At 72.2% G+C, this 12,943-nt stretch carries 12 protein-coding genes; 9 read left to right on the top strand and 3 right to left on the bottom strand.

Annotated features, from left to right (window positions below; genetic code table 11):
• The first annotated feature begins 65 nt into the window (after positions 1-65).
• The 3 genes from ACIP84_RS10785 to ilvD all read left to right on the top strand — a co-directional run bounded on the left by ACIP84_RS10785 (position 66) and on the right by ilvD (position 3,551).
• The gene (locus ACIP84_RS10785) at positions 66-902 is read left to right on the top strand and encodes a sugar phosphate isomerase/epimerase (RefSeq protein ID WP_355962785.1); all 837 of its coding nucleotides are present in this window, start codon (positions 66-68) and stop codon (positions 900-902) included.
• Positions 899-1,510, top strand: a complete 612-nt coding sequence (locus ACIP84_RS10780; RefSeq protein ID WP_030324233.1) for a TetR family transcriptional regulator — start codon at positions 899-901, stop codon at positions 1,508-1,510. The genes ACIP84_RS10785 and ACIP84_RS10780 overlap by 4 nt, the downstream gene beginning before the upstream one ends.
• 187 nt (positions 1,511-1,697) lie before the next feature.
• Positions 1,698-3,551: a dihydroxy-acid dehydratase gene (ilvD, locus tag ACIP84_RS10775; protein ID WP_401797160.1), complete on the top strand. Its 1,854-nt coding sequence runs from the start codon at positions 1,698-1,700 to the stop codon at positions 3,549-3,551.
• A 168-nt stretch (positions 3,552-3,719) separates the two neighbouring features.
• Here ilvD and ACIP84_RS10770 read toward each other — a convergent pair whose 3' ends face one another.
• On the bottom strand, positions 3,720-5,906 hold the full coding sequence (locus tag ACIP84_RS10770; protein WP_401797157.1) for a PQQ-binding-like beta-propeller repeat protein: 2,187 nt from the start codon (positions 5,904-5,906) through the stop codon (positions 3,720-3,722).
• A 158-nt stretch (positions 5,907-6,064) separates the two neighbouring features.
• Here ACIP84_RS10770 and ACIP84_RS10765 point away from each other — a divergent pair, with 158 nt between their 5' ends.
• The 5 genes from ACIP84_RS10765 to proC all read left to right on the top strand — a co-directional run bounded on the left by ACIP84_RS10765 (position 6,065) and on the right by proC (position 9,705).
• Positions 6,065-6,355 (top strand): SH3 domain-containing protein, encoded by a 291-nt coding sequence (locus ACIP84_RS10765; RefSeq protein ID WP_355962794.1) that lies wholly within the window; start codon positions 6,065-6,067, stop codon positions 6,353-6,355.
• 34 nt (positions 6,356-6,389) lie between these two features.
• Positions 6,390-6,929: a hypothetical protein gene (locus ACIP84_RS10760; protein WP_401797154.1), complete on the top strand. Its 540-nt coding sequence runs from the start codon at positions 6,390-6,392 to the stop codon at positions 6,927-6,929.
• A gap of 281 nt (positions 6,930-7,210) precedes the next feature.
• Positions 7,211-8,077, top strand: coding sequence for an ABC transporter ATP-binding protein (locus ACIP84_RS10755; protein WP_401797151.1), 867 nt, complete (start codon positions 7,211-7,213; stop codon positions 8,075-8,077).
• Positions 8,074-8,811, top strand: a complete 738-nt coding sequence (locus ACIP84_RS10750; protein WP_401797148.1) for an ABC transporter permease — start codon at positions 8,074-8,076, stop codon at positions 8,809-8,811. Before ACIP84_RS10755 ends, ACIP84_RS10750 begins: the two co-directional genes overlap by 4 nt.
• Positions 8,812-8,895: 84 nt before the next feature.
• A complete protein-coding gene (gene proC, locus ACIP84_RS10745; RefSeq protein WP_187621621.1) occupies positions 8,896-9,705 on the top strand; it encodes a pyrroline-5-carboxylate reductase in 810 nt (269 codons plus the stop codon).
• Positions 9,706-9,714: 9 nt separating this feature from the next.
• Here the strand turns inward: proC and ACIP84_RS10740 are convergent, their stop codons facing one another.
• Positions 9,715-10,311 (bottom strand): cysteine hydrolase family protein, encoded by a 597-nt coding sequence (locus ACIP84_RS10740; protein ID WP_401797145.1) that lies wholly within the window; start codon positions 10,309-10,311, stop codon positions 9,715-9,717.
• 75 nt (positions 10,312-10,386) lie between these two features.
• On the opposite strand from ACIP84_RS10740, the gene ACIP84_RS10735 reads away from it, so the two are divergent.
• Positions 10,387-11,409 (top strand): GlxA family transcriptional regulator, encoded by a 1,023-nt coding sequence (locus ACIP84_RS10735; RefSeq protein ID WP_401797142.1) that lies wholly within the window; start codon positions 10,387-10,389, stop codon positions 11,407-11,409.
• Here the strand turns inward: ACIP84_RS10735 and trpS are convergent.
• Positions 11,376-12,374 carry a tryptophan--tRNA ligase gene (trpS, locus tag ACIP84_RS10730; protein ID WP_401797139.1) on the bottom strand — a complete coding sequence of 333 codons (999 nt, stop codon included), beginning with the start codon at positions 12,372-12,374 and terminating at the stop codon, positions 11,376-11,378. The genes ACIP84_RS10735 and trpS overlap by 34 nt on opposite strands.
• Positions 12,375-12,943 lie beyond the last annotated feature (569 nt).

Below are 12,943 nucleotides of genomic sequence, written 5' to 3'. Positions count from 1 at the left end.
GAGCCCCGGCCGGGCGTGACCGGAACCACCCCCCGGCCCCCCGGCGGGCCCCGTACCCTGTCTCCGTGGCAGAACCAGTGGTGCGCATCCCGGATGCGAAGGTCGCCCTGTCGACGGCCTCGGTCTATCCGGAGTCGACGGCGACGGCCTTCGAGATCGCCGCGCGCCTCGGTTACGACGGTGTCGAGGTCATGGTGTGGACCGATCCGGTCAGCCAGGACGTCGAGGCACTGCGCCGGCTCTCCGACTACCACCAGGTGCCGATCCTGGCCGTGCACGCCCCCTGCCTCCTCATCACCCAGCGCGTCTGGTCCACCGACCCGTGGGTCAAGCTCCAGCGCGCCCGGGCCGCGGCCGAGAGCCTCGGCGCGTCGACGGTCGTCGTCCACCCGCCGTTCCGCTGGCAGCGCCAGTACGCCAAGGACTTCGTCACCGGCATCTGGCGGATGGCGGACGAGACCGACGTGCGGTTCGCCGTCGAGAACATGTACCCGTGGCGGTACAAGGACCGCGAGATGCTCGCGTACGCCCCTGAGTGGGACGTCACCAAGGACGACTACCGGCACTTCACCGTCGACCTCTCGCACACCGCGACCGCCCGCACCGACGCCCTCTCGATGATCGACCGCATGGGCGACCGGCTCGGCCATGTGCACCTCGCCGACGGCAAAGGCTCCGCCAAGGACGAGCACCTGGTCCCGGGGCGCGGCACACAGCCCTGCGCCGAGCTCCTGGAGCGCCTCGCGCGCACCGGCTTCGACGGGCATGTCGTCATCGAGGTCAACACCCGCCGCGCGATGTCAGCCGCCGAACGCGAGGCCGACCTCGCCGAGGCCCTGGCCTTCACCCGGCTCCACCTCGCCTCCGCGGCCCCCCGCCCGTCCCGGGTGCCGCGCCCGTGACCGAACCGGCCCCCCGCAGGCGCGGCCGCCCGTCCCGTACCGAGGAGGAGAGCGGACCGGGCGCGCGGGAGCGGATCCTGGAGGCGGCCCGCGCCCAGTTCGCGGAGCGCGGCTACGACAAGACCTCGGTACGCGGCATCGCCAAGGCGGCCGGCGTCGACGCCGCTCTCGTCCACCACTACTTCGGCACGAAGGACGAGGTCTTCGCGGCGGCGATCGAGGTCTCCTTCGAGCCCGCGGCGGTCGTCCCGGCGATCGTCGGCGGCCCGCGCGAGACCATCGGGGAGCGGCTCGCCCGCTTCTTCATCGGCGTCTGGGAGAACCCGGTCAGCCGCGCCCCGCTCCTCGCGATCGTCCGCTCCGCGCTCACCCACGAGGCGGCGGCCAAGGTGCTCAGGACCTTCGTGCTGCGACGGCTCCTGGAGCGGATCGCGGACGAGCTCGACGTACCGGACCCCCGGTTCCGCGCGGAGCTCGCCGCCTCCCACATGATCGGGATCGCGATCCTGCGGTACGTCATCCAGGTCGAGCCGATGGCCTCGGTGGACCCGGAGGAGATCGTGGCCATGGTGGCCCCGACCCTCCAGCGCTACCTGACCGAGGCCTGAGGCCCACCGGGCGGCACTGACCGAGGCCTGAGGCCCGCCGGGCGGCACTGACCGAGGCCTGAGGCCCACCGGGCCGCCACTGACCGAAAGCTGAACAGTCAGTCCGCCATGCGGACGCGCTGTCCAGATCTTGGTCCGTCGGCGTACGCTCGAAAGCAAGCACCCCCGTCACGAGGAGCGAGCGACGATGCCCGAGCTGAGGTCCCGCACAGTCACCCACGGCCGCAACATGGCGGGCGCACGCGCCCTTATGCGCGCCTCCGGTGTACCCGGCGCGGACATCGGCCGGAAGCCGATCATCGCGGTCGCCAACTCCTTCACGGAGTTCGTCCCGGGCCACACCCACCTGCAGCCCGTCGGGCGGATCGTCTCCGAGGCCATCACGGCCGCCGGCGCCATCCCGCGCGAGTTCAACACGATCGCCGTCGACGACGGCATCGCCATGGGCCACGGCGGCATGCTCTACTCGCTGCCCTCCCGCGACCTGATCGCGGACAGCGTGGAGTACATGGTCGAGGCGCACTGCGCCGACGCCCTGATCTGCATCTCCAACTGCGACAAGATCACCCCCGGCATGCTGATGGCCGCCCTGCGCCTCGACATCCCGACGGTCTTCGTCTCCGGCGGCCCGATGGAGTCCGGCCGGGCGACCCTCGTCGACGGCACGGTCCGCACCCTCGACCTGGTCGACGCGATCTCCGACGCGGTGAACCCGAAGATCTCGGACGAGGACATCGCCCGCATCGAGGAGAACGCCTGCCCGACCTGCGGCTCCTGTTCCGGCATGTTCACCGCCAACTCGATGAACTGCCTGACCGAGGCCATCGGCCTCTCCCTGCCGGGCAACGGCTCGCTGCTCGCCACCCACACCGCCCGCAAGGCGCTGTACGAGAACGCCGCCCGCACGGTCGTCGAGATCACCCGGCGCTACTACGACGAGGACGACGCCTCCGTCCTGCCGCGCTCGATCGCGACCCGCGCGGCCTTCGAGAACGCCATGGCCCTCGACATCGCCATGGGCGGCTCGACCAACACGATCCTGCACCTGCTCGCCGCCGCCCAGGAGGCCGAGCTCGACTACGGCCTGCCGGACATGGACGAGGTCTCGCGCCGGGTGCCCTGCCTGGCCAAGGTCGCCCCGAACGTCGCCAAGGACCGCACGTACTACATGGAGGACGTGCACCGGGCGGGCGGCATCCCGGCCATCCTCGGCGAGCTCTACCGCGCCGGCCTCCTCAACGAGGACGTCCACTCCGTCCACTCCCGCTCCATCAAGGAGTGGCTGGACGCCTGGGACGTGCGCGGCGGCTCCCCGACCGACGAGTCCGTCGAGATGTGGCACGCGGCCCCCGGCTGCGTCCGCTCGGCGACCGCCTTCTCTCAGTCCGAGCGCTGGGAGGCGCTCGACGTGGACGCGGCCGGCGGCTGCATCCGCGACGCGGCCCACGCGTACTCCAAGGACGGCGGCCTCGCCGTGCTGCACGGCAACCTCGCCGCCGACGGGTGCGTCGTGAAGACGGCCGGCGTCGACGAGTCGATCTGGACCTTCGAGGGTCCGGCCGTGGTCTGCGAGTCGCAGGACGAGGCCGTCGAGAAGATCCTGAACAAGCAGGTCACGGACGGCGACGTGGTCGTCATCCGCTACGAGGGCCCGCGCGGCGGCCCCGGCATGCAGGAGATGCTCTACCCGACCTCCTTCCTCAAGGGCCGTGGCCTGGGCAAGACCTGCGCCCTGGTCACCGACGGCCGCTTCTCGGGCGGCACGTCCGGCCTGTCCATCGGCCACGCGTCGCCGGAGGCGGCCTCGGGCGGCACGATCGCCCTCGTCGAGGACGGCGACCGGATCCGTATCGACATCCCGAACCGCTCCATCGAGCTCCTCGTCGACGAGGCCACCCTGGCCGCCCGCCGCGAGGCGCTGAACGGCGTGTACGAGCCGAAGAACCGGACGCGCAAGGTGTCGGCGGCCCTGCGCGCGTACGCGGCGATGGCGACGAGCGCCGACAAGGGCGCGGTCAGGGACGTCTCGAAGCTGGGCTGAACCGGCGGACCGGCGCTGCAGGACCGGCGCTGGTGAACCGGCGTTGCAGGACCGGCACGGTAGGACACAGGACGGCGGGGAGCGGGCGGAGACGCCCGCTCCCCGCCGTCGTTCCTCAGTCGTCGTTCCTCAGTCGTCGTTCCTCGGTCGTCGTTCCTCAGCCGCGGTTCACCAGGAGGCCGGGTCGCGCGCGTCGACCGCGAACACCGATCCGTCCGGGGCCGTGCCGAACACCCGGTCACCGGCGACCACCGGAGCCGGCACCAGGGGCGCGTACTCGAGCCGGCCGTTGAGCAGCCGCGGCCTGGTCTGGCCGATCAGCGACCCGCGTACGGTGTCGACGGCGAGCAGCCGCCCGTCCTGGACGGAGAAGTACAGCCGGTCGCCGGGTCCCATGACCGGCGTGGACACGTTCCCCGCGCCCGTCTCCAGCTCCCACAGCACCCGCCCCTTGGGCGCCGCGGTGTCGAAGGCGGTGAGGTGCCCGTCGGCTTCGAGGAGGTGGACGACCGCGCCGCGCACGGCGACGCCCCGGACGTCCAGCCGGTGGGGCAGGGGCAGCTCGCGCACCGCGCCGCTGCCGGGATCGAGCACGATCAGCCGGTCGAAGAGCGAGGCCTGGTAGCGGGAGGCGAGGAGCACCGAACCGTCGCCGGTGCGGCCCAGCGGGTCGAGGTCGCCCGCCATGTTCCGCTGCCAGGCCTGCTCGCCGGTCCTGGGGTGGATCTCGGCCACGCGCGTGTGCGTCCCGTCGGCCGAGGTCTCGGAGACGGTGAGGAGACCGGACGGTGCGTCGTACGGTCCCTGGCGCGGGACCCCGAAGCCGTCCAGGCCGTGCCGCCAGAGTTCCTTCCCGTCGACGCTGCCGACGGCCCGTACCCCGCCCCGCCCGTCGGTCAGGACGACGGCGGAGCCGGCCGGCGCGTACAGCTCGGGGGGCTTCGACGGTCCGGCGGTCCAGCCGGGGGCGCCGTCGGCGGCCGCGTGGGCCCGCAGCGGGTCCGCCGGGGCGGCCGCACCGACCAGGCCGTCCCCGAGGAGGAAGGGCGCGACGGGCGACTCCGCCTCGACGGGCCCGGTGCGCGACCAGACGACCTTCCCCGTGACGGCGTCGAGCCGGGCCAGGCCGACACCGCGGGCCGCGCAGAACAGCGCGCCGCCGCCGTGGGTGCACGCGGGCGCGGCGGTGGGGCCGTGCATCTGCAGGGTGGTGTGCCAGCCGGTGAAGGCGGTGGCCACCTCGGCTGGCCGGGCGGGGGGCTCGGATCCGCCGCCGGCCGGGGGCCTCGTCGCCGCGTACAGACCGGCCCCGGTAAGGGCGAGCGCGGCGGCGACGGCGAGCGTGAGGCGCGGCCTGAGCCGCACCCGGCCGAGGCGGGGGCGGCGGCGGGGCGGGAGCGGCGTGGTGGCCCGGACGGGCGTGTCCGCGTCCCACGCGGGCGCGGGGCCGGGCTCGCCGTGGGCACGCTCCTCGCCGTGCGGCAGCGCGGGCCGGCGCCGCTGCGCCGGTATGAACGCCTCCGCCGCGTACGAGGGAGGCAGCAGCGCCGCCATGATCTGGTCCGGGGTCGGGCGCTCGCCGGGCTCCTTGGCGAGGCAGCGCGCCACGAGCGGCGCCAGCTCCGCCGGCACACCCGACAGATCGGGCTCGTCATGGACGACCTGGTACGCCACGATGTACGGGCTGTCGGAGTCGAACGGGCCGTGCCCGGTGGCCGCGTGGACCAGGACCGAGCCGAGCGCGAAGACGTCCGCGGCCGGCCCGACCTCGCGCGGCCGCTGGAACTGCTCGGGCGCCATGAACGGCGGCGAGCCGATGAGCTTCCCCGTCTCGGTGTGCAGATCGCTGTCGACGGGCCGCGAGATGCCGAAGTCGATGACCTTGGGGCCGGTGTCGGTGAGCAGGACGTTGCTGGGCTTGAGATCGCGGTGGACGACACCGGCGCGGTGGATGTCGCGCAGGGCCTCGGCGAGCCCGGCGGTGAGCCGGCGCAGCTCGGCCGGGGCCAGCGGGCCGTTCCGCTTCACCTGGTCGGCGAGGGTGGGCCCGGGGACGTAGAGGGTGGCCATCCAGGGGCGTACGGCATCGGGGTCGGCGTCGACGACCGGCGCGGTGAAGGCCCCGCTGACCCGGCGGGCGGCCGCGACCTCCTGGCGGAAACGCGCCCTGAACTCGGGGTCCTCCGCATACCGTGCGTGCACGACCTTGACCGCGAGCCGCAGCCCTGAGGCGGAGGCCGCGAGGTGCACGACGCCCATGCCGCCGGCGCCCAGACATGCCTGGAGGCGGTAGTCGCCCGCGTACTCGGGCTGCTCCGCATTCCGGTCGGCACCGGTATTGCGCAACGGCGGCATCGCCCACCCCCGTGTGATTCCCCGTCACCCGCGCGCACCCCGCGCGAACCCGACGGAGCCTAGTCCATGACCCCCACGAAGTCGGTGGGGCTTGCTAGCCTGCGCGTCGCGGAGAGTGAAACTCGGCGGAGCGCTTTTGCGCCAAGGGGGAGGACAGCATGAGCACGGACGAGAACATGACGACGGCGATGGCGAGCACGGCCACCCGCTACACGGTCGCGCCCGGCTACCGGGTCAATGTGCGCTCGGGCCCGAGCACCCAGTACCCGATCGTCCGGGCGCTGCCGCTCGGCGCCACGGTGGCGATCGCCTGCCAGAAGTACGGCGAGTGGATCAGCGGCCCGTACGGCACCACGAAGATCTGGGACAACATCGCGCCGGGCGAGTACATCTCCGACGCCTACGTCCGCACGGGCAGCGACGGCTTGGTCGCACCGCGCTGCGCCTGAGGCCCTCTCCGTCGCCCCGGGGATAATCGACATCGTGAGCGACGAAGAGCAGACCCCCAGCACCACCGGCGGCCCGGCAGCCGGCCCGACCAGCGGGACTCCTGCCGGGCCTCAGCCCGAGGAGATCCGTTTCTTCGGCACGAGCTGGGTCGACCACAGCGGCACGTACACGCTGCGCCGCGTCGGCCTGGCCGTCGGCTCGCTGGCCGCCGCCGTCGCGGCCTGCTTCGTGCTGCGCTTCGCGTACCAGGGCCTGGAGATCGCGGCCGTCGGCGGCATCGTCAACATGCTGGTCGTCCTCATGTTCGCGGTCTGCAGCGCCATCGCCTTCCGCAAGACCTGGGAGGGCTTCGGCCGCAGGCCCGCCGACCCGGCCCGCGAGGAGTCGCTGCGCAGCCTGAAGGCGATCGGCTTCATCGGCTCGCTCCTCGCCTACTGCGCCCGCTGCTTCGTCGAGGCCCCGGGCGAGAAGCTCCGCCGTGCCGAGTACGACACGGCCCGTGCCCAGTACGAAAAGCGCCGCGGCACCCGTACGGGCAACCCGGCCGCCCGCAAGAAGCCCAAGCGCAAGTAGCCCACGCGCAAGAAGCCCAAGCGCAAGTAGCCCAAGCGCAAGTAGCCCACGCGCCAGGAGCCCACGCGCAAGAAGCCCAAGCGCAAGAAGCCCAAGCGCAAGTAGCCCACGCGCACCCGGCCCCGTGCACCCGGCCCCAGCGCACGTGGCGGGTCGTCGACAGCCCCCGCGAGATCCCTTCTCGCGGGGGCTTCGTCGTTCCCTCCCGGGCCCACCACGACCGCACGCCGGAACCCGCCGGGTGCTTGACGGCCGGGACCGCCGGGAGGACTATTCATCGCATGATGAATTACCCGGCAGGTGAAGCCCCCGACCAGGCCGCAGCCAGGTCCGACACCGCCGTCGCCACGCCCGGCTCACCCCCGCACCACCCCGCCGGCCCGCCCACCGCGGCGATCGCCGCACACGGACTCACCACCGTCCGAGGCGACCGCACCGTCCTGCGCGGCCTCGACTTCACCGTCCACGCCGGCCGCATCACCGGCCTCCTCGGCCCCTCGGGCTGCGGCAAGACCACCCTGATGCGCGCGATCGTCGGCACCCAGGCCAAGGTCGGCGGCACCCTCCAGGTCCTCGGCCACCCCGCCGGCGACCCCACCCTCCGCTCCCGCATCGGCTACGTCACCCAGGCCCCCTCCGTCTACGACGACCTCAGCGTCCGACAGAACCTCGACTACTTCGCCGCCGTCCTCTTCCCCGGCCGCGCCCACCGCCAGGAACGCCGCGCCACCGTCGACCGGGCCATCGACGACGTCGACCTCGCCTCGCACGCCGACTCCCTCGCCGGCCGCCTCTCCGGCGGCCAGCGCAGCCGCGTCTCCCTCGCCGTCGCCCTCCTCGGCACCCCGGAACTCCTCGTCCTCGACGAACCCACCGTCGGCCTCGACCCCGTCCTCCGCCGCGACCTGTGGAACCTCTTCCACCAGATCGCCGCCGACCGCGGCACGACCCTCCTCGTCTCCTCCCACGTGATGGACGAGGCCGAACGCTGCCACCGCCTCCTCCTCATGCGCGAGGGCGAGATCCTCGCCGACGACACCCCCGAGGCCCTCCGCCGCCGCAACGACACCACCACCGTCGAAGAGGCCTTCCTCCGCCTCGTCGACGCCGCCGCCGCCCGAGCCGCCCACGAGGAGCCCCGGTCATGAACCCCGCCCGCACCCTCGCCACCGCCGCCCGCGTCCTGCGTCAGCTCCGCCACGACCCGCGCTCGATCGCCCTGATGCTCCTCGTGCCCTGCGTGATGCTCTTCCTGCTGCGATTCGTCTTCGACGGAAGCCCGGGCACCTTCGACAACACCGGCGCCTCCCTGCTCGGCATCTTCCCGCTCATCACGATGTTCCTGGTGACCTCCATCGCGACCCTCCGCGAACGCACCTCCGGCACCCTCGAACGCCTCCTCGCCATGCCCCTCGGCAAGGCCGACCTCATCGCCGGCTACGCCCTCGCCTTCGGACTCCTCGCCGTCGTCCAGTCCGCCCTCGCCACCGGCCTCGCCGTCTGGTTCCTCGGCCTCGACGTCATCGGCTCCCCCTGGCTCCTCCTCCTGGTCGCCCTCCTCGACGCCCTCCTCGGCACCGCCCTCGGCCTCTTCGTCTCCGCCTTCGCCGCCTCCGAGTTCCAGGCCGTCCAGTTCATGCCGGCCGTGATCTTCCCCCAGCTGCTCCTCTGCGGACTCTTCACCCCACGCGACCGCATGGCCCCCGCCCTCGAAGCGATCTCCGACGTCCTGCCCATGTCGTACGCCGTCGACGGCATGAACCAGGTCCTCCGACACCCCGACGTCACCGGCGACTTCGTCCGCGACGCCCTCGTCGTCGCGGGCTGCGCCGTCCTCGTCCTCGGCCTCGGCGCGGCCACCCTCCGCCGCCGCACCGCGTGACCGCCCCTCGGACACCCGCACACCATGCGGCCCCCCGGTGAAAGGATGACCACACGTACCCCCTCCGGCGAGGTGAACAGAGCCATGACCCAGACCGTCGCAGTCCTCGGCACCGGCAAGATCGGTGAAGCGCTCCTCAGCGGCATGATCCGCGCCGGCTGGCGCCCCGCGAACCTCCTGGTCACCGCCCGCCGCTCCGAACGCGCCGAGGAGCTCCACGCCCGCTACGGCGTCGAGACCGTCACCAACGCCGAGGCCGCCAAGCGCGCCGACACCCTCATCCTGGCCGTCAAGCCCCAGGACATGGGCCGGCTCCTCGACGAGCTGGCCCCCCACGTCGCCGCCGACCGCCTGATCATCAGCGCCGCCGCCGGCATCCCCACCTCCTTCATCGAGGACCGGCTCACCACCGGCACCCCCGTCGTCCGCGTCATGCCCAACACCCCCGTCCTGGTCGACGAAGGCATGTCCGTCATCTCGGCCGGCAGCCACGCCACCCCCGCGCACCTCGCGCACACCGAGGAGATCTTCGGCGGCGTCGGCAAGACCCTCCGCGTCCCCGAGTCCCAGCAGGACGCCGCCACCGCCCTCTCCGGCTCCGGCCCGGCGTACTTCTACTTCCTCGTCGAGGCCATGACCGACGCCGGGATCCTCCTCGGCCTGCCCCGCGCCCAGGCCCACGACCTGATCGTCCAGGCCGCCATCGGCGCCGCCGTGATGCTCCGCGACAGCGGCGAGCACCCCGTCAAGCTCCGCGAGGCCGTCACCTCCCCGGCCGGCACCACCATCAGCGCCATCCGAGAGCTGGAGAACCACGGCGTCCGCGCCGCCCTCATCGCCGCCCTCGAAGCCGCCCGCGACCGCAGCCGCGAACTCGCCTCCGGGAACAGCTGACCCCCGAGGTCACCGGACCCCGACGGACGCCCCCTTCGCGACCTCCTCCGTCGTCACGACCTTCGCGAACCGTCCCCCGTGCAGGGACACGGCCGTCGCCTGCGACAGCTCGTCCGCGCTCCGCGACCAGCCGAACGGCCCCTCCAGATCGAACGTGTGCATCGCGTCCAGCGGGAACACCACCTCGTACCCGAGGTTCCCGCCCATCCGCGCGGTGGTCTCGTTGCACATGTTCGTCTGGATCCCGACGATCACGATCTGCACCACGTCGAGCCCGGTCAGCCACCCGTCCAGCGACGGCTCCCCGTAGAACGCGGAGTTCACGGTCTTCGTCACCAGCAGCTCAGGACCACCGCCCTTGCCGCGCCGCTCCTCGACGAAGTCCTTGAAGTCGTTCCCCTCGTACCCCACCCGCAGCGGCGAACGAGACCCCTCCACCGAGTCGTGCCGCACGAACGCGACCGGCCGTCCCGTCTCCTGCCACAGGTCGATCAGAGCCGCGATGTTCTCCTCTGCGGCCGGATTGTTCCGCTTCCCCCAGAACTCCTCCTCGAAGCCCTTCTGCACGTCGATGACTACCAGCGCTGCGTTCTCGGCGATCTCCATACCCACGATCCTGCCGCCGACCGAGACCCTCTCCCAGAGGGGTGAATGACAGCGATCGATGGTTTACTGCCATCCATGCCGCCTGTGTCGCAGACGCCCGCGCTCCGCCCCCAGCGCATCGCCCTCCTCTCCTTCCCGGGCATCCGAGCCTTCGACGTCTCGGTCGTCACCGAGGTCTGGGGCAGCGACCGCACCCTCCGCGGCGTCCCGCCCTTCGAACTCCGCAGGACGGCCACCGACCCGGACACCCCCATCCCCCTGCGCGGCGGTCTCTCCCTCACCCCCGACCGCCCGCTCAACTGGCTCGACGACCTCACCCCCACCGACCTGGTCCTCGTCCCCGGCATCGAGGACCCCGACGCCGACGTCCCGACCCAGGTCCTCGACGCCCTCCGCCGCGCCCACACCGCGGGCACCCCGGTCGCCTCGCTCTGCGCCGGCGCGTTCGTCCTCGCCCGCGCCGGACTCCTCGACGGCCGCCGCGCCGTCACCCACTGGCACCTGGCCACGACACTCGCCGACCGCCACCCCGCGATCCAGGTCGAACCCGACGCCCTCTTCGTCGAGGACACCGGCGTCTGGACCTCCGCGGGCACCGCCGCCGGTATCGACCTCTGCCTCCACCTCGTCCGCACCGCCCACGGAGCCGAGGCAGCCGCCGCCATCGCCCGCGCGATGGTCACCGCCCCCTTCCGCACCGGCACCCAGGCCCAGTTCATCGAACGCCCCACCCCCCGCGCCGACCGCGACGCCGACGCCCTCGCCGACATCCGCGCCCACGCCATCGCCCACCTCGACGAGCCCCACACCGTCGCGACCCTGGCCGCCCGCGCCGGCATGTCACCCCGCTCCTTCGCCCGCCACTTCCAGGCCACCACCGGAACCACCCCCCTGCACTGGCTCATCACCCAGCGCGTCGCCGCCGCCCAGAAACTCCTCGAACTCACCGACCACCCCCTCCCCGAGGTGGCCCGCCGCGCGGGCTTCGGCAGCGAGGTCACGATGCGCCAGCACTTCGCCTCGCACCTCGCCACCAGCCCACGCGACTACCGCAACGCGTTCCGTCACCCGGCAGGCAACAACCCGATCGCCCGATAGGCCCGGTCCACCACGGGCCGCGCCGTCTCCCGGGCCCGCAGGGCCCCGTCCCGTAGCACCTGATCCACCTGGCCGGGGTCCGCCGCGAGCCCGGCATGCCGCTCCCGCAGGGGCCTCAGCAGCTCGACGACCGCGTCCGCCGTGTCCTTCTTCAACGATCCGTACGTTTCATATACACCGGCCAGCGCCTCGGGGTTCCCACCTGTCGCGGCGGCCAGCAGATCGAGGAGATTCGCGACGCCCGGCCTGCCCTCCCGGTCGTACTCCACGTCCCGCCCGCTGTCGGTCACGGCCCGCATGATCTTCCGCCGCACGGTCTCCGCGTCGTCGAGCAGATAGACGATCCCGGCCCCGTTCGCGTGCGACTTCCCCATCTTCGACGTGGGGTCCTGAAGGTCCATGACCCGCGCCGCCACCTCGGGCCGCGTCGCCCGCGGCACCGTGAACGTATGGCCGTACCGCTGGTTGAACCGCACCGCCAGATCCCGGGTGAGCTCCACATGCTGCGTCTGGTCCTCACCCGCCGGCACCTCGTCGGCCCCGTAAACCAGGATGTCCGCCGCCATGAGCACCGGATAGGTCAGCAGCGACAGCCGCACACCCTCACCCGCGGCCCGCGCCCGGACGCTCTTCTCCTTGTACTGGATCATCCGCCGCAGCTCGCCGTCCGTGGCCGTGCACTCGAGCAGGTACGACAGCCGCGCGTGCTCGTCCACATGACTCTGTACGAACAGGGTGCACCGCCGCGGATCGAGCCCCGCCGCAAGCAGCAGCGTGGCCGCCTGCCGACTGAGCCGCCGCACCCGCGCCGGATCGTGCTCCACGGTCAGCGCGTGCAGATCGACGACGCTGAACAGCGCCTCCGCCTTGTGCTGATCGACCTCGACCCACTGCCGTACGGCCCCGAGGTAGTTCCCGAGCGTCAGATGCCCGGTCGGCTTGACCCCGCTGAAGATCCTCGTCATGGCGTTCGTTCTCCCTCGTCTCCTGAGCGCCGACCCGACGGCCGGCTCCCGGAGGGGGATACGCGAACGGCCGCCGATTCGGCGGCCGCTTGCTGCATGCGCGAGTGGTGGGCCGCCGTCAGGCGGCCCACCACTGGGTGGTGTGCGCACGCGTAGTCATGCGCAGAGACTACGCCCGAGGACCGGGGTTGACACGGGATTGACGGATCCGTAAGGTTCTCCGAGTTGTCCGACGTGAGCACCGACCCCGGTCGGCCCCGGACAGCCATCCCGCAAGATCCACAGAAGCCGATGGCGCTTTGCCGTGCCGTTCTGCTTTCCGTGCGCTTTTGCGAAATGAGGAATCCGCGTTCGAAACCCGAACGCAGCCCCCGATTAGCGTCGGAGGCAGGGAATCCGCTAAAGTCTCACTCGTCGGAACGGCCCAACAGCCGGAAAGACAAATCCCGCTGACTGGGAATCAGACGCCGAAAGGATCTGATAGAGTCGGAAACGCAAGACCGAAGGGAAGCCCGGAGGAAAGCCCGAGAGGGTGAGTACAAAGGAAGCGTCCGTTCCTTGAGAACTCA

This window comes from Streptomyces sp. NPDC088707 (assembly GCF_044752725.1).
Lineage (GTDB): Bacteria > Actinomycetota > Actinomycetes > Streptomycetales > Streptomycetaceae > Streptomyces.
This window is presented reverse-complemented; position numbering and strand designations above follow the sequence as displayed.